Source organism: Nostoc sp. DSM 114160, assembly GCF_053470305.1.
Map to the genome: position 1 here is coordinate 523487 of NZ_JBPFGO010000002.1, position 22618 is coordinate 546104.

Sequence of the window (22618 nt, forward strand, 5' to 3'; positions counted from 1 at the left end):
TCTTGCGTGAATCAATGAGCTTTCACCCTAAATCCCTCTCCCAACCTTGGGAGAGAGACTTTGAAATTAGCTTTCCTTCTCCCAATTTAAGAGAAGGGGTGGGGGGATGAGGGCAATAAATACTGCTGTTGTAAAGTGAATTTTATCTGATGTATAGATGTATTAAACCTCATCTACGTTGAAACCTAGAGTTTTTTTAAACATATATTTTTGTAGGTTGGGTGGAGTGAAACGCAACCCAACATTATCACCAAATTTTATGTTGGGTTACGCTATCGCTGCACCCAACCTACAAAACTACGGTTCTCAAGGTAGACGAGGTTTAACATCTTAAGTATTATTCCTGACAGAAAGTTTTTATTCAGAAGATTTACGAGATGGGAACTCTAGCTAATAAGCTTAATTAGAGTATCCCATTGAACACCGCTAATCATGTCCCATTTTGCTCATTCCACATTGGGCCAATCTTCTTCCCCTCGCTTAACTAGAAGCTTGAGTGCTGTTGAAAGTTGGGGCTTTGGTTTGACAGCTCATATTTCTTGGACAGCATTAGTTCCAGCGATTCATGCTGCTTTAGGTTCCCAAGCTATTTTTGTCTGGATACCTGCGGTAATTTTTGGAATGCTGCTCAACTATCAAGTAAAACGCTTGGGTATGCATTTCATCAATGTAGCAGGAGGAACACCCAACTATGCTACCAAGCTACTGCAAAACTACCCAGCACTTGCTCGCTATGCAGCAATTGGATACCTTCTCAACTGGGTTTCTTACCTATCAGTGAATACAATCGTACTCAAAGATTTAATTAAAGTAAATTTAGAGGCGTTGGGTATTGCTTGTCCAGACATATTTCTGGATATTAGCTTTACACTCTTGCCTTTTGTTGTGGCTTTTAGTGGGACTCGCGCCCTGAGTATTTTACATTTGTTTTTTGTCATTCCAGCCTTTGCACTGCTAATGACCTTCTGCGTCCAAGGTCTTGGCTGGTTAGCGTTTTCTCCCGTTAGTCCGGGGTTTTTTCCTAGCAGTTGGTCATCTTTGAGTTTTGTAGATTGGGCAAAGTGGTTCTTTTTCGTCACTTATGCAACCTACAGTTGTGAAACGGCTTCTTCCTTTGTCGCCGATAGCCGCCACCCCACCCAGACGCTACGGTTTCTAAACGTTGCCGCCTGGATGATGCCACCCATCTTTTTGGGAGGGGTCTTGGGTAGTCATGCGGTTGGCAACAAATCCCAACCTCAAAGATAATGCTTTTCTGAATCTGGTGGCGGCTTCCCAGCCCTTTTGGGGAAAATTAGCTGGTGTAAGTATTTCTTTTTTGTTAGTAGCTGCTTGTCTACTCGGTTCGGCAACGGTGGTTTCTAATTGCCCGCGAATTTTGTATCAATTGGCGTTAGATAATCACATTTCACCAGTATTTTCTGTTGTTTCACGTCGGGGTGTGTTTGTCCCAGCATTGACATTGACACTGGTATTGTGCTTAATCTATCTGATTTGGGGAGATGTGGCGCGAATCGTCGCTGTTGGCAACATCGGTTGGTTTGTCTCCTTTATGTTACTGCATCTGGGGCTTTGGCTTCGGCGCGATCGCCCGGAAGTTTTATTTCCTCGCATATCTCTGGCCATTCTACTGTTAGAAGTTGTGGTGCTGTTCGTGGGCGGATTTGCCTGGGGTTGGCTCAACTTGTTGATTGGGCTATTATTTCCCATTGGTGTCATGGGCATAGATGCAGTAATTCGCCGGGTGAACTTTCCGGCTTTCCATCCTGATTGGTGGATGCAGCGATATCGCACCCGCCCTGTAGTAATTATCAAAGATTCAGTAATTCTTCAGGTGAGTATCCTGATTTTTTTACTGTGCAGCGCCGTGGCAGTTGGCTGGTTATTTGGCGTTAAACTCAATAAAGTAGCGACTGCGGGCGGTGAGAATATATTTGTGGTGCTACTGATGAGCGTGGCATTTGTAGGAGTAGCGATCGCTTGTTGGACAAGTTTACCGCAAGTGGTAGCGATCGCAGAAGCCAGAGTTGCTGCCGAACACCTGTTTACTGTCGCCCAGGATGGTATTTTAGTCGTTGATAATCGAGGTATTATCCAGCAAGCAAACCCAGCCACCAAATCATTCTTTGGTGTCAACCCATCAGAGTTGCGAGGAAATCACTTGAACAAATGGCTACCCGCATTAGTCTACTATCCAGAGCAGTGGACAAAGCGTAGCGAACAAATTCTAACCGGCAATGGGAAAAACAGAACTCTAGAAGTTTCCGTCTCAGACCGACCCCATCGGGATTTTCAGGAATATGTTGTGATTCTCCACGACATTACCCAGCGCAAACAAGCAGAACAGATATTGCGATACTCAGAAGCACAATTGCGCCAAGAGGCAAAGCAGCTAGTATCTCAACTGGTGCATAGTGAAAAAATGTCCAGTTTGGGGCAGTTAGTAGCAGGTGTAGCGCACGAAATCAATAACCCAATCAATTTTATTTCTGGCAATGTCGGCTATGCCAATCAATATATTCAAGATTTATTAAGATTGCTGCAATTATATCAGAAAAACTATCCTAATCCACCAAAGGAAATTCAACAAGAAATAGAAGCGATCGACTTAGATTTTCTGATTGCAGACTTGCCTAATTTGCTAACTTCGATGACAGTTGGTGCCGAAAGAATCACAGAAATTGTCTTATCTCTGCGAAACTTTTCTCGGTTAGATGATGCAGAAATGAAAGCTGTGGATATCCATGAAGGTTTAGATAATACGTTAATGATTTTGGAACATCGCCTCAAATCTAAATCTAACAATCTAGCAATTGAGGTGATTAAAGAGTATGGTGACTTGCCATTAGTAGAATGTTATGCTGGACAACTGAATCAAGTATTTATGAATCTTCTGGCAAATGCGATCGATGCTTTAGAAGAGGCAGTGGAAAATGGGCTTGCCGTGAGCGAAGCCGAACGGGAGTGGGAAGTAGGAGAAAAAGCGCTTTCTACTCCCCAGATACGCATTCAGACTCAACTCACGAGCGAAAATCAGATAGTTATTAGTATTGGTGACAATGGTATAGGCATTCCAGAAAAGGTACAAAAACAATTATTTGAACCATTTTTTACGACAAAACCAGTCAATAAAGGTACTGGGTTAGGTTTATCTATTAGTCATCAGATTATCACCCAAAAACATCAGGGAAAATTAGAATGTATTTCTGCTCCTGGAAAGGGAACAGAATTTATAATTGTAATTCCGCTAAATCAGCAAGCTATCTAATTGTCAATATTATTTGACGTGGTTAACTTTTTACCTTAGCGTTGCTTGCTGTTTATTACAGTGTTAGGCTGAGATTTTCTGGCTAAAGCACCTGTATGGGCTGTTACCCAGAAAAATGTGGCTATTACTCCGATTTTGGTAGTGAAAGAAAGGATTTGCTCATGGCAAGAGATAAAGCTTATCAAGAAGCAGAGCAGCGCATTGAAAAGGCACGGCAAGAGGGAGCAATAAAACTCAATCTCAAGAATATGGAACTCACTGAGATACCAGAAGCGATCGCATCCCTGACTCAGTTGCAACAGCTTTTCCTTTTCAACAACCAACTGACCGAACTGCCAGAAGCGATCGCATCCCTGACTCAGTTGCACCAGCTTTTCCTTTTCAACAACCAACTGACCGAACTGCCAGAAGCAATCGCATCCCTGACTCAGTTGCAACAGCTTATCCTCGACAACAACCAACTGACCGAACTGCCAGAAGCAATCGCATCCCTGACTCAGTTGCAACAGCTTATCCTTTCCAACAACCAACTGATCGAACTGCCAGAAGCGATCGCATCCCTGACTCAGTTGCAACTACTTGACCTCCGCAACAACCAACTGACCGAACTGCCAGAAGCGATCGCATCTCTGACTCAGTTGCACCAGCTTTACCTCGGCAACAATCAACTGACCGAACTGCCAGAAGCAATCGCATCCCTGACTCAGTTGCAACAGCTTTAAGGGACTTCCAAAGAATAAATTGTCCCAAAAATTAATCTTTTGGCAGTTACTCAATAATGATAATCATTATTAAGGGGAAGAGAGCGGCAGCCGTCGGCTGCCGCTCTCTTCCCCCCTTTGTAAGCATGAAAAAATCTACACTCGCACGAGCAAGCCGCAAAGTGAAGTTATGTTTATTTAAGACTATAAAGCTGTAAATTACTATTTATAACTTACGTTTTGGCAAAATTAATATCAATAAACCAATTACCCAGATTGGGAAAAAATTCGTTTTGAGAATGAGTCAAACCTCAATTTGTTTCTCAATTTCCGACATAGCTTTTTTTGTGAGTTTCACTCCGGTGGCGTAAGTTTGAGTAACTAACTTAACAATTGGATGTTTACCCTTCCATGTCATACTAGCAGCCAAGTTTAAAGCCGTTTCTATTTCATCTAAGATGCTGCCGTTCCAATGATTTTCTAATACTGCCCATGTTCTTTCTATGGGATTATATTTGCTATGGTAAGGCGGATAGTAAGCTAAACGTATATTCAATGAGTATTTCTGGGCAAACTCTACTATACGTTTCATAAACTGGGTGCGTCGAGAACTATTCTCTGGCCCATTATCTTGATTGAGCAGTAATGTTTCAACGTGAGAAAAACGATGTTTCTCACTCATCCAAAAATCCTCTAAAATATCAACTATAAAATCGCTTGTAACTTTCGATTCCGTAAAATATAAAAAAAGTTCATCAAGCTCTGGAAGGAATATCCCATAAGGAGTTACGGTTGTTTTAGGATGATAATCATGGTCATCAGCTTCGACCTTAGCCCGGCTTTTACCTCCTCGGTCAAATGAGCCAATTTTGACGCGAGCTTTTCCATCCAGCGACAGACGCAAGACACTTCCGTCAGAAGATGCATTTTGATTTACTATATCTAGTTGCTCAAAGATTGCGTCGGTTTGGGGAATTTTTTTTGAGGTTGAACTTTAGCTACTCGTCTCAAGTTATAGCCTAAGAGGTTCAGTTTCAGACGAATCGTTTCTGACGTAGGTAAATCTTCATTCCTATAATCATACTTTTCTATTAATTGCTTTCTCACTTCGGTAGCACAGAGACGAGTATATAGTCTTTGACTTTTAAAAGTTGGGTCTGTCTGGCTTTGGGAATCTACTAAATTTTTGATATCTTCTAGGAGATTTGGTAAATGTAATTCTGCTTTATAGCGACCTTTTGCGCTCATATTGTCAATACAGGTAACACCACTAGTTAATTCTTTCATCCCTTTACGGATAGTACCTCGATTCCATCCTAATTCCGATTCTGCAAGTCTCTGTCCACCTACACCCAAACCTTGGACTGTTGACGCTATAAACTTACGTTTTGCAGCACCTTTTAATTGAGATGCTGTTTGTTTTAATAGTTGTTTCAGTGAAGAAGTTAATACTATAGACACCTCTGCTGCACCCAAAAATTCATCATTACTGAATTTACTACAAAAAGGAGGGGAGAAAGCGGCAGCCGATGGCTGCCGCTTTCTCCCCCCCTAAAATGATTATCATTATCTTAAATGGGATGTTTTATTTTTTGGAAGTCCCTTACCTCGACAACAACCAACTGACCAATTGCCAGAAGCAATTGCATCCCTGACTCAGTTGCAACACCTTTACCTCGACAACAACCAACTGACCGAACTGCCAGAAGCAATTGCATCCCTGACTCAGTTGTTGCAACACCTTTACCTCGACAACAACCCTCTTAACCCTGACCTTGCAGCCGCTTACGAACAAGGCACAAAAACTGTTTTGCAATACCTGCGGGCACAGGCACAAGAAAAGATAACCCTGAATGAAGCCAAACTGATCCTAGTTGGCGAGGGTGAGGTGGGCAAAAGTTGTCTGTTAGGAGCGTTGCGGGGAGATGAATGGGTAGATGGTCGCCCCACGACTCACGGGATTGAAATTAAATCTGTAATCGTCACCGATCCCGACAGTGACACAAAGATATCACTCAATGGTTGGGATTTTGGCGGTCAACGGGTTTATCGACCAACGCACCAGTTGTTTTTCAGTGCGCCAGCCGTCTATCTAGTTATCTGGAAACCACGGGAAGGTCCCCAGCAGGGCTTTGTCAAAGAGTGGATTACGCTGATCAAAAATCGAGAACCAGATGCAAAGGTGTTGGTAGTTGCAACGCACGGCGGCCCCGGACAGCGACAACCAGACATTGACAGACAAGAAATTCTCGATCAATTCGGCAAACATACGGTAATCGATTTCTGCCATATAGATAGTAAACCAAACCAAGATACGACGCATTGCACCGGGATCGCAGAATTAAAAGATACTATTGCTCGTATCGCTGCATCTCTTCCCGAAATGGGGCGTTCTGTTCCAGCAAAGTGGCAACGGGTGCGGGAAACCTTACAGACAAGTGACAAAGCCTATCTCCCCTACAATGATGTTATTGTCATCTGCGCTAAAGAGGGAATCGATGAGGAGCAAGCAGAACTGTTCCTTCGCATCTCCCATATATTAGGGCATTTCATCCATTACCATTACGACCCAACACTACGCGATATCGTCATCCTCAAACCCGACTGGCTGGCAAAGGCGATTAGTTTCGTGCTAGATGATGAAACGACACGCAAACGCAACGGTTTAGTAGAATTTCAGCATCTCAGCCAGTTGTGGAGCCATCCGCCATTTGCAGGCGAACAAGGCTACCCGAAAGAATTGCATCCAATCTTTCTGCGGCTGATGGAACGCTTTGATCTATCCTACAAAGTAGTTTTCGATTCGGCAGAACCTAGTAATACCAGCCTAATTGCTCAACTCGTTCCCGACACACGCCCGGAGACATTACCCAATTGGGGAGAGCAACCGGAAGCCGGAGATAGACAACAGGTGCAAATCTGCCGCATTGTGGACAGTCGCGGACAGTTTGCAGTAGCAGAAGGGTTATTTTATCAATTGATTGTCCGGTTGCACAAATACTCACTGGGGCGGACTAATTACGAAAACAGCATTCACTGGCAACGCGGCTTAATGCTTGACAATGATTACAACGGTCGGGCATTGCTGGAATATGTTGGCACTGATGTAAAAATCACGGTGCGGGCAGCTTATCCAGAAAGGTTCCTATCCTATCTCACGGAAGAGATTAAATGGCTAGTCGAGAATTTCTGGGAAGGATTGCGTTGTAATGTGATGGTTCCCTGCATTGCACCTTGCGGTATAAATGCGCCTGGAAACGGACTGTTTGAGGTACAAAAATTAATTGAAAGTAAAAAGAAAAATCGCCATGAGTTCCCGTGTCCTATTTCCGGGTGTGGTGAATGGCAAAACATAGACCGACTGCTAAATAACGCGCCGACTGCTCAACCCCCATCCCAAGAAATTGGCATTGAGCAGTTCCGATACATTGTGAAAGACGAGTTAAACGTCATCCGCAAAGATTTGGTTATGTACGATCGCCTAGATCAAGCACGCTTTCAGGTATTATCTCAGGAGCAACGTACCATTTTAAGCCAAGTCGATCAGCAGTTTGCAGAACTAATGCAGATGCTCACCGATGAAGCAAAAGATGGCCCGCGTCTGTTCAGCTTTAAGCCTATCGATCCGAAATTTTTCGATCGCCCCAAATGGATTAGTGCCAAGTTTCAACTCACCCTCTGGTGCGAACACGCACGTCAACCACTTCCAGCCTTAAATCCCAACGATCAGAAAAAGGGAGTCTATGAATTAGACTTGCCGCGTGAGTGGTTCACTAAGGCAGTCCCCTATCTCAGAATTTTGACCGGAACCCTAAGCCTAGTCTTACCTGTAGCAGGTTCGGCAACTAAATTTATACTGGATGATACCACCTACAAAGCCATTGAAGAACAACTCGATTTAGGACAGAAAAGCATCGAATCTACTTTAAAAGGAAGTGATATGGCTTTGGCTGGAAAGTCCAAGAGCGATGCCTCGTTCTTGGAAGGCGATGCAATCCGCGCTCAAGGCTCGATTTTGCGAGAATTACACGCCCTTTTGAAAGAAAAAGATCCTAGTTTTGGTGGTCTAGTGCGGGTGCAAAACAAACGCCGTGAATTTCTCTGGATTCATCCTCAATTTGTAGATGAATATTAATTGACAACGGATATTAAAGGATGTTTGAAAAGTGTTTGACTGTGATTTTAATTGCGTTGTTACCCCCCTTAGTCCCCCCTTGTAAAGGAGGGAAACCGAAAATCCAGTCCCCTCCCCTTTACAAGCGATGCCCTGAGCTTGTCGAAGGGGGGAGGGTTAGGGCTTTCAAGGGCAGGCTTTTAGGCTTTCGATAAATAGTTGAGAATGTTCTCAATTATTGAACGTAGTTTTAAGTTCTCAGACAATGGTTTTGGTTTTAAAATCCCAAAAATTTGTCTAATCAAAAAAACCTGCCCCAGAAAGGAGGGTTAGGGAGGGGTAAAAAATATTTGATACATCAATCACAACTTTTCAAACATCCTCTTAGAGCTATTACGTAATTTCTCACGATCGTACAGGAAACAGAGTAATGTTAAAGGTTTTTGCTGACCGAGGTGGTACATTCACAGATATTGTTGCTGTTACTAATAATCAACTAATTATCGATAGACTTTCAAAACATCCCAAACGTTTTTTAATTGTGACTCTGCCTAATCAGCAATGGATTATAGTCTACAAACTACTTTCAGAAAATCCCGAACAATATGAAGATGCAGCCATCCAAGGTATTCGAGATATCATGGGTATTGCTAGCAACGAACTCATTCCTACTGAAGCCATAGAAGTAGTAAAAATGGGGACAACAGTAGCAACAAATGCTCTGTTAGAAAGAAAGGGAGACAGGGTTGTTCTTCTGATCACCAAAGGATTTAAAGATGCGCTGCGAATTGGCTACCAAAACCGTCCTAACATCTTCGCGCGCCAGATAATTTTACCAACGATGCTTTACGAACAGGTAATTGAAATAGACGAACGCTATGATGCTAATGGAAATGAATTAATACCTATAAATATTGAACAAGTCACTTTTGACTTGCAAGCAGTTTATCATACAGGAATTCGGAGTTGCGCTATTATTTTTATGCACAGCGCTCGCTATCCCGAACACGAACAACAAATAGCCCAGTTTGCCCAAACAATCGGCTTTACTCAAATATCCGTATCCCATCAAGTTAGTCCTTTAATGAAGTTGGTTAGCCGAGGAGATACAACAGTAGTCGATGCTTATCTAACTCCTATTCTGCGCCGCTACGTTAATCAAGTCGCGAATCAGTTACCCAGCGTCAAATTAATGTTTATGAAATCTGATGGCGGTTTAGTCGCAGCCGAACAATTCCAAGGCAAAGATAGTATTTTAAGCGGCCCGGCTGGCGGAATTGTTGGTGCAGTTCAAACTAGTAAAAGAGCAGGTTTTGAGTTAGTTATTACCTTTGATATGGGAGGGACAAGTACAGATGTTGCTCACTTTAAAGGAGAGTATGAACGACAACTAGATTCAGAAATTGCTGGGGCGCGGATGCGAGTTCCTGTATTAGCAATTAATACCATTGCTGCTGGTGGTGGTTCAGTTCTCTTTTTTGATGGTTCTAGTTATCGTGTCGGCCCTAAATCTGCTGGTTCAAATCCTGGCCCTGCTTGTTATCGGCGTGGCGGGCCATTAGCGGTTACTGATGCCAATGTGATGTTAGGTAAAATTCATCCACAATATTTTCCTTCAGTTTTTGGCATTGATGGCAATTTACCTTTAGATAAAGATATTGTTATTCAAAAATTTACCCAATTAACCCAAGACATTCAAGCTGCTACATTAAATGATTGTACTCCCGAACAAGTAGCTGCTGGATTTATGGCGATCGCAGTGGAAAATATGGCGAATGCAATTAAAAAAATCAGTCTGCAACGGGGTTATGATGTCAGCCAATATGTGCTTTGTTGTTTTGGCGGTGCAGGTGGGCAAGTTGCTTGCTTAATTGCCGATACTTTAGGAATGAAACAGATATTTCTTCATCCTTATGCAGGAGTTCTTTCTGCTTATGGAATGGGATTAGCTGATGTGCGAGCAATCAGAGAAGGAGGAGTTGAACAACCTTTAACTCAAGCATTAATCCCTAAATTACAGCAGTTAATGGAATATTTAGAAACTCAAGCTAGAAGTGAAATAGATGAAATACCAATTCAAGTAGAAGTAATCCGAAAAGCTAACTTAAAATACGAAGGTACTAACTCTATCTTGACTGTTAATTTTGCCAATGATGTGGTAGATATGAGACAAGAATTTGAGAGTGAACATAAATTACGCTATGGTTTCATTCAATTAGATAAAAACTTAATTGTCGAATCTGCTTCAGTGGAAGTAATTCAGAAAATGGATACTCCTGAAGAACCTTTAATTATTCGTACTCGTTCTTTAGATGAAGCCCCCGTATGTGTTGAGACAATCAGGATGTTTACTGCTGATAGATGGCATAATGCTCCTGTTTATCGACGGGAAGATTTACAACCAGAAGATACTATTAATGGGCCTGCGATTATTGTCGAAAAAATTAGCACGATTGTAGTTGAACCTAATTGGAAAGCAATACTCACTGAACGCAATCATTTAATGTTATCTAGAAGGTAAGGAATGAGGGCGGCAAGTAAATCTAAAATAGGAATGATGCTATACTGCGATAAATTAGCATTTCAAAATTTTTGTATACATTCTCATAGCAAAAGTTGGTCAAATATTGATATTGATGAATAGTATATGAATTATAAACCGTACATTCCCATTCCTCTAGAACTAGAACCTTATCGGGACAGAATTGAAGCGACGATACGGCCTTTTATTGAAATCACAATTGAAAATAATGACCGGGTAGATTGGTGGCAAAGTAAATTTGGTGGTTTGCCTTATTTACCAAAAGGTTTTGATTATCCAAAAAGTTCCGAAGGTGACTATTTATTTTTTATTGCACAGATTAATTTTGCCGAAGTACCTCTATTGGAAGGTTTCCCAAATGAGGGTATCGTACAGTTTTATATCAGTTATGAATTTCCGTATGGTTTGAACTATGACAATCAAACAGACCAATCTGGATTTAGAGTTTTATATTTTCAAGAACCAGACTTGAATGTAGAAAATATAATCACAAACTTTGATTTTTTGCCTAAAAGAGAAACAAATCTTATTGATGGTTGTTGTAGTTTAAATTTTACTCAAAAATATGCACCAATAAGTCACAGTGGCATCAATGAAATTGTTGGGGATGATTATTTTGAACTATTAAATACGAATGAAGGAATATTGGACGAGTATATAAATCTATCATATTCTTGGCGTAGTAAGATAGGTGGTTATCCAGATTCTATTAGAACAAAATTAATTTATACTGTTCATCCGGAAGAAAAAACGACAGAATTTTTACGATATGCAATTGAGCAAGACACAGAAATTCTTTTGTTTCAAATGATTAGGGAATCTAATGAGGTGTTAAGTATTAACTGGATAGCCGATGTATGTAATTTTCACATTTTAAAAGATGACCTTAAAAAATTAGACTTTAGCGATATTATCTATGACTGGGAATGTTAAAAATATAAAGAATACATGGTAATATAGATCGCAGTGAAGTTGATGTCTGCGGTAAAGTTTCCGCAATATTTCATGCTAATTCAAGTTTTGTATGTAGAGAGCCAAGTAGCTCTGCTCAAGGAGGATGGCTGGTGTTAATAGTTCCAGCCAGGAACGGTTAGACGTTGAGGCTACGCTAACTGAAATTAAAAGGCTCCAATTTGACCGCGCACATCGTGACGCCTCTGGATTATTCTATATCGAAGGTGTGCGTAACTTTGTAAAGGTAATTGACAACAGTTTTGATATTTCAGCGATCGCGTTTAGTGAGAAACTGCTAACAGCACCTCTAGCAAGGAAGTTAGTTAGGCAATCTCGGCGTTCTGGTGTTCCTTGCATCAGCCTGACACCCGAACAGTTTCGACGTATTTCTCAGAGTGAACGCGCTTCTGGAGTTGGTGCAATTGTTCGTCAGCGCTGGTTCAAGCTCCGTGATATCTCGCCACAACCTAATTTGTGCTGGGTGGCTCTTGAAACTGTTCGCTCACCAGGAAACCTCGGAACCTTGATTCGCACATCAGAAGCAGTTGGCGGTGCTGGGTTTATTTTTATCAAAGATAGCGTAGATCCCTATGCTCCCGATGTTATTCGCGCATCTATGGGTTCGCTTTTTAACCAAAAGTTTGTACGTACAAGCTTTTCTGCGCTCCGTCACTGGGTACAGAACCACCGCTGTCTTGTTATTGGTGCTTCACCAGATGGAATGTCTGAATTTCATCAATTTAATTACCCCAATTCTACTCTTCTTTTCCTGGGTGAGGAGCGCCAAGGTCTAACCCCAGAACAGCGAGACTTATGCCAGCATCTTGTTCGGATTCCGATGGTAGGTGCGGTTGACTCTCTCAATCTTGCTGTAGCAGGTAGCCTCTTAATGTATGAGGTTTATAGGTCGAGAACATAATGTGTGAAGTGACACCCAACATCAATTAAGTTTTGTGTTGGGTTGCACTTTGCTTAACTCAACTTACATCAACGTGAGTTCGACAGACTTCTCCCGGACAGCCTCCCTCTTCTAAAAGGCGAACGCGGGTGCGTCTGGGTAAGGAGAGGGAGGAGTAACCAGTAAGGAGGGTTTTTGCTCCCCTCTCCTGGTAGGAGAGGGGCTGGGGGAGAGGTCAAAATAGCACTCGTCGAACTCACGTTAATTCATTGAATTTCAACAAATAGGAATTAAAAATGCACATAACATCTCAACCCGATCCAGTTCGCTTAGAGATCTTTAAAAATCTCTATCAATTTATCGCCGAACAAATGGGAATTGTGTTGCAAAATACCGCCACATCAGTGAATATTAAAGAAAGGCTGGATTTCTCCTGCGCAATTTTTGACTCATTGGGATTATTAGTAGCAAATGCCCCCCATATTCCTGTACATTTAGGTTCAATGAGTGAAAGTGTTCGTAGTTTAATTAACGATAAAGGCGACACCCTAAAACCGGGAAATGTTTATCTATCTAATAACCCCTATAACGGCGGAACCCACCTTCCTGATGTAACTGCAATTACCCCTGTTTTTTTAGAAAGTAGTGAAAATACTTTATTCCCTACCCCCCTATTTTTTGTTGCTTCTCGCGGACATCAAGCAGATATTGGTGGAATTACTCCCGGTTCTATGCCTCCACACAGTACCACAGTAGAAGAAGAAGGAATTCTTTTTGATAATTTTCTTTTAGTTGAAGAGGGAAGTTTTCGAGAAACCGCAGTCAGACAGCACCTTGCAAATCATACTTATCCTGCTCGTAACCCCGATCAAAATATCGCTGATTTTAAAGCTCAAATTGCTGCAAATGAACGGGGAGTTCAAGAACTTTGTAAAATGGTTTTACAATACGGGATTGATACTGTTCAGGCTTATATGACATTTGTGCAAGCTAATGCTGAAGAGTCTGTTAGGCGTGCGATCGCAGTTCTCAAGGATGGCTCATTTACTTATAAAATGGATGATGGAGCGCAAATTAAAGTTAAAGTAACTATCCACCCAGAAAACCGCAGTGCTACCATCGATTTTACCGGAACTTCTTGGCAAATAAATAGTAATTTTAATGCTCCTAAAGCTGTAACTCAAGCAGCAGTATTATATGTCTTTCGTACTTTAGTTGATGATAATATTCCTCTCAATGCCGGGTGTCTTAATCCTTTAGAAATTATTATCCCGGTTGGCTGTATGCTCAACCCAACCTATCCAGCCGCAGTAGTCGCGGGTAATGTCGAAACTTCTCAAACTATTGTGGATGCTTTATATGGTGCTTTGGGTGTTATGGCTGCTTCTCAAGGAACGATGAATAATTTTACTTTTGGTAATGAGCAATATCAATATTATGAAACTATCTGCGGCGGCTCTGGCGCGGGGATTAATTTTGATGGCACTGATGGTGTTCATTCTCACATGACTAACTCTCGTTTGACCGATCCAGAAGTTCTAGAAACTCGTTATCCTGTACTTTTAGAAAGCTTTAGTCTTCGTCCCGATAGCGGTGGCAAAGGAAAATATTCGGGTGGTAATGGAGTTGTCCGCCGCATTCGATTTCTTGAGCCGATGACAGCTAATATTCTCTCTGGTCATCGAGTTATTCCCCCCTTTGGATTAAATGATGGGGAGGCAGGAAAAGTAGGACGAAACTGGATACAACGTCAGAATGGAATTGAAGAGAATTTAGACAGCACAGCAACAGTAGAAATGAAAACTGGGGATGTTTTTGTAATAGAAACTCCTGGCGGTGGTGGATTTGGTAAAATCTCTTAGTTAGTATTATTTGAGATTCTCGAAACAAGGTTTTAGGAAGTAATCTAAAATCCAAAATCTAAAATCCAAAATTGCTATAAGTTGGCTTCAACTTCCCCAGAAAATTGAGCATAGCTGAAACTACAGCATCCGGCGACTCAATCAAGAAGCCGTGACCACCACGTTCGATGACTACAAGTTCAGCATTGGGAATACCTTGAACAAGTTGTTGAGAAAACTTTAGCGGAGTGAGAATATCTTGTTTACCAACCATAACTAAGGTAGGACAATGAATTTCTTGGAGGCGGGTCTATTGTGTCACTGTTAAGGATGGCTTGGCTGTGATGATAAAGTGAATGAGTTGCAGGCGGGAAAGGATATCTGATCGCAAATTCAATCAGACCTTCGATCGTGTCAGGAATTGAGTAGAAGGCATCTGTAAATATCCAGGGCAATATGACTTTTTCATAAAGTTTTAGGTCTACATGACTAGGAAGTTCGCCCCAAGTCTCAATGATGCTGTTGAATAATGCATCACCTTTTGCCAAAGATGAGAGTAGCATCAGACTTTTTACCTTTTTAGGGTGTGCTAACACTAGCTCTTGAGCTATCTGACTACCCATTGAATGACCTGCCAAATGCACCCAATCGATGCCGATGCGATCGAGCAATGCTGCAACGTCACCAGCCATCTGCTTCAGACTATAGGGGTTTTTGGGAGCAGAACTTCTCCCCATACCTCGGTTATCCAAGCGAATGACTTGATACTGCGAAACCAGCGATGGCATAATCAGCGACCAATAGGCATGATCGCAAAGAAAGCCAGCTATTAATAGCAAAGGCTCACCCGTTCCCTTAATGTCGTAGAACAAATCAATCCCGTTAATCTGAACCTTGGGCATAGTAAATAATTCTGCTAAACCTTATTTTTAGTAGGGATAGACAAAACTAAACTCCTACATTTTAAATTTCTCGTCCACCGGAATCTGATAGCCATTGGCGAGGCGATTGGTCATATTAGCAGTAGCTGCGATCGCCATTAGTTCCCCGAACATAGTATCATTCATACCCTTGGCACGCGCTGCCGCCGTGTGCGAGGCGATGCAATACTCACAGCCATTCGTTGCACTCACAGCAATGTAAATCAGTTCGCGCATCAGTGGATCGATCTCACCAGGGCTAACCATCACTTCCTTTAACGCTTGCCACGTTCGTTGCAGGGTGGGAGGATGGTTGGCTATGGCTTTCCAAAAGTTATTGATGTAGTCATTTTGACGTGTAACGCGGATGTCGTCATACACTGCACGTACTTCGTCGCTGGCTTCTTCGTATTCGATCAGCTTAGTCATGTTTTAATTCCATATAGTTTCCCCAGCGAGTGGGAACCCCTAGATTGTAATACTGAATTTGGCTCAAGTAGCAAATAAAAAAGGGGGTGAATGTTTTAATTCACCCCTTTTTTCAGTCATCAGGAAGGTAAAGAATACTTATCCAACCCGTATTAGTGTTATTCCAATCTAAAGAATTATTCTTTTAAACGAGGTATATTTGGTCTGACAAAGGTAGCTGAGGAATTAGCACTTCGAGCATTAGTGCTTGAAGAAGCAGTAGTTGGCGAACTGAGATTCAAGAAATCGATGAGTTTGAGAGTACGATTACGAATTTTCCAGCGTCCATTTCTATTGACGACTTGATCTTCATAAGTGCCATTAGCAACATCAATGCTGGTTTCCGAGCGTTTATGAGTTGCATGAAGATAAGAAGTCATCGTTGCTTGATTATTTTGAATTGAAATGTTTATTGTACCCATCAAGTGTTGAGTAGCTGTATAACCATTTCCTTGAAATACTGAATAGACAAAATCTGCCCAAGAATCTGTCCCATAATTTGTTTGAGTTGCCCCATCAGGAAAAATGGCGGTGAGGACTGAATCTTGAGTAAAACAATCCCGATAAATATTCTTTCCTTCTTGGAGATTTCCTCTACCAATAGCGTCAGTTCCCAGGGCGTAACAGGATGTTAATTTTTGAATTTCTAATTCTGCATTAGGTTGAGTTGCACTTGCTACCTCAAACTTACCTCCAACAAACAGCACAAGAGTAACTGCAAGCGCAATCAAAGTTATACGATTTAACAAAAACGAAATAGCTTTTGAAACTATTCCCCCATTTTCTCTTCTTTTGTCCACTAGATGACTCCCTTAATTATTTACGATTTTTGCATCTTGTACTTGACTACAAACTAAAGTTTGGGCTAATAATTTTAGCCCATCAAAACTGTCTAATTTGCTTGTAGACTTCACTAGTAATTGACTTTTATATCTGCTAGAAAATCTTTTTTCTAGTAAATGATAAAGCTAGTACATACAAGAGTTGATGTATACAATTAGTTATAACAGTTAATTAGTAAGTTACAAGTGTTAATTGTGACTTACTATGTGTTGATTTGATTAAGTAATAAAGTAACTACTTACATACAAGACTTACGCAACCCTCACCCTTGAGGAACAGTAAATTTATCGAAAATTCACTTGCTCAAAATTGACAATGCAGATATAAACCAATTTAATCAAGAATACTGCAAACCGTCCGCACCCATACCAAAAGTTGAGGAACAAAACCCAACACATATTCTCGATTAACACTAAATAAATAGATTGATGAATCGAATCCGAGGTGCTCTTTTAAGCACCTCACAACCTATACTTAGAGCGATCGAGAGTGTTAAGCTAAAACTATCAAAAATTCCTTATTCTCCCAAAATTGGAATAGAAATTATAAATTGTGTTCCTTGTCCCAAAACTGATTCACAAATCAAATTTCCACCATGATTTTCAACTATAATTTGCCGACTAATAGATAATCCTAATCCCGTACCTTTTCCGACATCTTTGGTAGTAAATAGGTTTTCAAAAATGCGCTCTTTAACTGCTTCAGGCATTCCTTTAGCATTATCTTGAATCTTAATTACCACCTTGTCAGTATCTACTTGTAAATAAGTCTCAATAGTAATAATATTAGGATACTTTTCTTGAATTTCTAAAAAATCACGACCGATATTTGCTTCTTCTAAAGCATCAATTGCATTTGCAATAATATTCATAAACACTTGATTCAATTGTCCCAAATAGCATTTTACTGATGGAATATCTGCATAGTGCTTAATAATCTTAATTGCTGGACGATTACGATCGGCTTTCAGACGATGTTGTAAAATCATCAAAGTACTATCAATACCTTCATGGATGTTAGCTAATACTTTAGAGGTAGTATCACCACGAGAGAAAGTACGGAGAGAGGTACTAATATTACGAATGCGCTGTGTCCCTACTGTCATCCCATCAATCATTTTTGGTAAATCTTTTAACAGGAAATCTATATCTATCTCTTCGGCTTTTTCTTCAATTTCAACACCAGGATTGGGGAATTTTTCTCGGTACAGTTGCAGATAGTCTATTAAATCTTTAACAATATCTTTTGCTTGGGTAATACTACCTGTAATAAAACCAATAGGGTTATTTATTTCGTGTGCTACGCCTGCAACTAAATTACCCAGAGAAGACATTTTTTCACTTTGGATAAGTTGTAGTTGTGCCTCTTGTAAATCTTTTATCGATTGTTCTAATTCTTTAGATTTTTCTTGTGCTCTTGCGTACAAACTGGCATTTTCTATGGCAATAGCCATTTGAGAAACTAAGACTTTTAATACTTCTACCCTTTCTAGAACAAAAGCTCCTGATGATAACTGGTTTTCTAAATAAATAATACCAGTTAGCTGTGATTGGTACATAATCGGCAAACAAAAGATTGATTTTGTTTGAGATTTTTGGATATAGATATCAAAATTAAAAGGTTCCGTATTTACCGCATCATTTAATACAATATATTGCTGAGTTCGGAGAACATAATTAATTACAGACAGCGGTAAATCTTGATAGGGTCTCAACCGGAATAGAACGTAAAACCGTCACTACATCGTCAGTAGCATTTCCAGAAGCTTCAATATACAGGTGATTATCTTTAAGTAGGAGTAGTGCTGCTTTTTGTGCGGCAGCATTTTCTAGTAAAATTTGGATCAGCTTACCCAATAAATTTTCTAAAACAATTTCATTAGTAATCGCTTGTGAAAACTTGATGAATGCATTAAAATCTAGAAAATCGCTTAAGCTGCTATTGGTAGTAGTGTTAGTGGTAATATGAGTTGTATCAAGTTTTGAACTAGTGTTTTCTATACTAATAGTTTGTCCTACTAGAAAAACATACTTTGATTCTAAGTGTTTAACTTTAGCGATCGCACCCCAACGAATATAGGCATAATAAGCTTTAGTTATATAAGTTTGATGAATTAATTCTTTACCTAAAGATTGATAGAATTTTCCTGCTAACTCATAGGCTAAAGCTTCTTCTTGGAGAAAACCGTTTGCTTGAGATTTGGCAATCGAGTTTTCATAATAGTCCATTGCTTCTAGCTTTTGACCCAAAACCTGATACCGTTCTGCCTCCACGAGATAAAATCTATGTAAGTGATTTGTAGGAGCATGAGTAGCCCAGAGTTCCATCTTTTGCTGATTAGCTTGGACTTTTTCTAGAATTGCTTGCTTCTCAGACTCTTTAGCAGTATGATATATTGCCAAGTGAGCTAAAGAATCGTAGAAATAAAACACTGGGACAACAAACAACCCTGTAACACCACCTAAAGAGTTTTCTGCGATCGCAGCATTTTCTACAGCTTGAAAATACTCTCCAAATATGTAAGAGAGCATTAGTTTATTCACAAATAAATGATTAATTGTGTAAAGGTCATTTACTTGCTGATGAATTGGTAGCATACTTTGCTCGTTGTAGGCTTCTCCAATTAAACAGTCCGCATTTTCAAAACTTCCCTTCAAATTCAAAACTGTTTGCAAATACACTGAGTTCCAAGTAAAAGCTACTTGCTGCTTGATTTTTTTCAGCGAATCACAATAAGCTATCAGTTCTTTTTCTAGAACCCAAAGTTCTTTACCCAGCCAAAATGAATGATAGGGATAAATATAACCACAGTAACCAGCATATTCTAAATCTCCAGTCTCCAGACCACTAGAATATCCTGACATTGATGATGTTAATGTCTCTCTAATATGCTCTTTCCAATGCATAACATGGGCACTAACAACCGTCAGAATTTTCGCCTTGAGTTCTTCAGCATTAAATTGTGACACCAAATGTGAAGCTAATTTCCCAAATTCATAGCCAGAATCAATTTCTCCTTGAATTCCACAAAGAAGTAATCCATAAAGACTATAACCATAAGCAGATACAGCTGTATTTCCATACCTTAAGGACAAATTGACCATTTTACAGACAATAATTGGCATCATTGCTGGAGCAGTTTGAAAAGCCGCAGGTAGAACTCCCATTAAGATTCTCATAGCTGCAATCTTGTTAGGATCGGTCATTAATGGTAAATTAATTAAATCTGCGATCGCTTTCCCTTTCAAAGAAACAGCAATTTCATCCATCCCCTGTTGAATATCAGTTGATGTCGGTTCGTCTGGAAAATTTATTCCTAACAATTGTAGAATTGATACTGCGGTTTGAATAGCTTCTAATTGCTTGCTTTGAATGATAGAAGCGATAATCTGTACTTCATAGACTTTCACTTTATCTAAAAGAATTTTGGCTTTTTGTTGCACCACCTCAGCCCATTTTTGCATCTGCTCAAAATCACCAGCCAAATAAGCTGCTTCTGCGGCTCCTTCATATAAACCGATGGTTAAAGTATATTCCGTTTGCCAAGCATCTATATTTAAAAGTTCTATTCCATTTGTGAAGTATTTCAGAGCAGCTTCGTAAGCTGTAGAAGCTTTAGCTTTTCGTCCTGCAATTAAATTTAATCGTGCCAATTCAGTTTTTTCAGATTGCTCTATCAGGTTAACAATACCTACATTTAACTGATTGACGATATCAAAAATATTAGCTTCTATTTCTTCTTTAGGTATATTTTGAAGAAGCAATTGCCCAATTCTTAGGTGAGTAGATTTTTTCAGTTCTTCTGGAATCAACGAATATGCTGCTTGTTGTACTCTGTCATGCAAGAACTTGTAACCCACTCGTGAAGTATCAAATTTTAAATTAACCGCTTCTTCTTGATTAAAAACTAAAGGGATACGGTAAGCTTCACTTAAAGGCAGAATTAATCCCGCTTGCAAAGCTGAGTGTAAATCATTTGCTGTCAAAGAAGGTGATTTTTCATTGACTATTGATAAAACATCCAAACTAAATCTGTCACCCACACAAGCTGCTAATTTTAAAACATCTTGGGTAAACTGTGGTAGTTTTTCAACTCGGCTAGCAACTAATTCAACTACATTTTTCTCGGTAATTCCAACTGCTTGAATATCTTTTAAACTCCATTGCCATTTAGCATTATTAAAGTCAAACTTTAACAGTTTCTCTTGATGAAGTGCCTGAATTAGTTGCGTTATGAAAAATGGATTCCCACCTGTTTTATTATAAATTAAATCAGCTAGCTTAATAATTTCTTTTTGAAAGATTTCTGTTTCTTCATCCTGCTTAACTTCTATTTCTTGAAGAGTTTCGGCAACTAATTGAGTTACATTATCTAAATTTAAAGGTTGCAATACAATATTATTAACAACAGTGCCGCTATTTTTAATTTCTTCTATCTTTTGGATTAAAGGATGTGCTGAACTAACTTCATTATCCCTGTATGCCCCAATAAATAAAAAATATTTGCTGTCTATATCAGTTATGAGCAGTTGAATTAGATTTAAAGTAGCTGAATCTGCCCATTGTAAATCATCTAAAAATAGAACTAATGGGTGCTCTTTTTGAGTAAAAACTTGGATAAATTCTTTAAAAACATGATTGAAACGATTTTGTGATTCTGTTGCCCCAATTTGGGCAACTTCCGGCTGTGTCCCGATGATTAATTCTACTTCTGGAATTACGTCAGTAATAACTTTTCCATTTGTCCCTAAAGCTGATAAAATTTTATTACGCCATATTTCTATTTTTTCATTATTCTCGGTCAGCAAATACCGCATTAAATATGCAAAGGCTTGAATTAAAGAAGCATAAGGTATATTGCGTTTTAACTGATCGAATTTCCCAGAGATAAAGTACCCTTGTCTGCGAGTAATTGGTTTATTAACTTCGTTGACTAGAACTGATTTGCCAATTCCAGAATAACCAGAAACTAGCATCATTTCACTACTTCCAGATGTAACTCGCTCAAATGCAGCTAAAAGTTCATTAACTTGTTCTTCACGACCATATAATTTTTGAGGAATTAATAACTGACTCAATATATCTAAACGACCTGGCACAAAATCAGTAATGATTCCCTTTGTTTCTAACTGCTTGAGACATGATTCTAAATCTGCTAATAATCCTGTAGCACTTTGATATCTGTCTTCCGCATTTTTTGCCATCAGCTTCATCACAATTTCAGAGATAGCAGTAGGAATTTGTGAATTTAATGATTGCGGGTTTCTCGCTTTAACTGCAATGTGACTATAAACTACTTCTAGGGGATCTTGGCTAACAAATGGTGTTTTCTCGGTGAGCATTTCATATAAAGTCACACCAAGGGAATAAAAGTCAGTACGATAATCAAGAATGCGATTCATTCTCCCAGTTTGTTCAGGAGACATATAGGCAAGTGTGCCTTCAACGCAGTTAGGGTTATTAAATTGGGGATTTTCTTTATTGAGACGGGAGGCTATACCAAAGTCAGCGAGTTTAACAATACCTGTTTGGGAGTTAATTATGATATTATTAGGTTTGATATCTTTATGAATAATCTGATTATTATGCAAATAATCTAAAGCTTTAGTCAGTTGAATAGCAATCTTTAAATGGTTAATTAAGTCAAGCTTTTTTATTTGGAGCAGTTGAGATAAAGACTGACCACCAAAGTCTTCTAACAATAATCCCACACGGTTTTCAAAGGTTTCAAGACTGATAGCTTTAATTATATTTGGATGGTCTAAACCTTGCTGAATTTGATACTCATTTTTAAGGCGAGTAAAGGCTTCAAGGGTCGGATATTCATTTTTAAGCAGCTTGAGGATAACTCGCTGTTGCGTCTTTGGAGTTTGTGCTTGATAAATAATTGTTTGGATTCCTTCGTGGAGAGTGGAGTTAATTTGGTATCCAGTACGATTTGGCATTGATTTTTGCCTATAAAGTTATAAAATTAGCATCATCCCTGTTCTATTGTGAAAGGGGTTCTAGTTTAATTATTCCCAGTACGTAGAAAATTATTAACATTGCGCTTCGGTATCCAAGGGTTGT

At 39.7% G+C, this 22618-nt stretch carries 8 protein-coding genes and 4 pseudogenes; 7 read left to right on the forward strand and 5 right to left on the reverse strand.

Features of this window, described 5'->3' with window-relative positions; translation table 11 throughout:
• Positions 1 to 432: 432 nt before the first annotated feature.
• Both NSTCB13_RS19275 and NSTCB13_RS19280 read left to right on the forward strand, forming a co-directional pair.
• Positions 433 to 3268, forward strand: a pseudogene (locus NSTCB13_RS19275) (ATP-binding protein).
• Between the two features lie 161 nt (positions 3269 to 3429).
• On the forward strand, positions 3430 to 3990 hold the full coding sequence (locus NSTCB13_RS19280) for a leucine-rich repeat domain-containing protein (RefSeq protein WP_448273516.1): 561 nt from the start codon (positions 3430 to 3432) through the stop codon (positions 3988 to 3990).
• A 212-nt stretch (positions 3991 to 4202) separates the two neighbouring features.
• On the opposite strand, the pseudogene NSTCB13_RS19285 reads toward NSTCB13_RS19280, so the two are convergent.
• A pseudogene (locus NSTCB13_RS19285) lies at positions 4203 to 5424 on the reverse strand (ISAzo13 family transposase).
• 175 nt (positions 5425 to 5599) lie between these two features.
• Here NSTCB13_RS19285 and NSTCB13_RS19290 point away from each other — a divergent pair.
• The 5 genes from NSTCB13_RS19290 to NSTCB13_RS19310 all read left to right on the forward strand — a co-directional run bounded on the left by NSTCB13_RS19290 (position 5600) and on the right by NSTCB13_RS19310 (position 14339).
• Positions 5600 to 8104, forward strand: coding sequence for a COR domain-containing protein (locus NSTCB13_RS19290; protein WP_448273517.1), 2505 nt, complete (start codon positions 5600 to 5602; stop codon positions 8102 to 8104).
• 409 nt (positions 8105 to 8513) lie between these two features.
• Positions 8514 to 10604: a hydantoinase/oxoprolinase family protein gene (locus tag NSTCB13_RS19295; RefSeq protein ID WP_448273518.1), complete on the forward strand. Its 2091-nt coding sequence runs from the start codon at positions 8514 to 8516 to the stop codon at positions 10602 to 10604.
• Positions 10605 to 10730: 126 nt separating this feature from the next.
• On the forward strand, positions 10731 to 11558 hold the full coding sequence (locus NSTCB13_RS19300; RefSeq protein ID WP_445631216.1) for a YwqG family protein: 828 nt from the start codon (positions 10731 to 10733) through the stop codon (positions 11556 to 11558).
• A gap of 124 nt (positions 11559 to 11682) precedes the next feature.
• Complete coding sequence (locus NSTCB13_RS19305) at positions 11683 to 12498, forward strand: TrmH family RNA methyltransferase (RefSeq protein WP_448273519.1); 816 nt, start codon at positions 11683 to 11685, stop codon at positions 12496 to 12498.
• A gap of 275 nt (positions 12499 to 12773) precedes the next feature.
• Positions 12774 to 14339, forward strand: coding sequence for a hydantoinase B/oxoprolinase family protein (locus NSTCB13_RS19310; RefSeq protein ID WP_448267385.1), 1566 nt, complete (start codon positions 12774 to 12776; stop codon positions 14337 to 14339).
• Positions 14340 to 14397: 58 nt separating this feature from the next.
• Here NSTCB13_RS19310 and NSTCB13_RS19315 read toward each other — a convergent pair.
• The 4 genes and pseudogenes from NSTCB13_RS19315 to NSTCB13_RS19330 form a co-directional block, all read right to left on the reverse strand.
• A pseudogene (locus NSTCB13_RS19315) lies at positions 14398 to 15220 on the reverse strand (alpha/beta fold hydrolase).
• 54 nt (positions 15221 to 15274) lie between these two features.
• Complete coding sequence (locus NSTCB13_RS19320) at positions 15275 to 15667, reverse strand: carboxymuconolactone decarboxylase family protein (RefSeq protein WP_448267387.1); 393 nt, start codon at positions 15665 to 15667, stop codon at positions 15275 to 15277.
• Positions 15668 to 15843: 176 nt separating this feature from the next.
• On the reverse strand, positions 15844 to 16506 hold the full coding sequence (locus NSTCB13_RS19325) for a nuclear transport factor 2 family protein (protein ID WP_445631211.1): 663 nt from the start codon (positions 16504 to 16506) through the stop codon (positions 15844 to 15846).
• A 560-nt stretch (positions 16507 to 17066) separates the two neighbouring features.
• Positions 17067 to 22494: pseudogene (locus NSTCB13_RS19330) on the reverse strand (trifunctional serine/threonine-protein kinase/ATP-binding protein/sensor histidine kinase).
• Between the last annotated feature and the right edge of the window lie 124 nt (positions 22495 to 22618).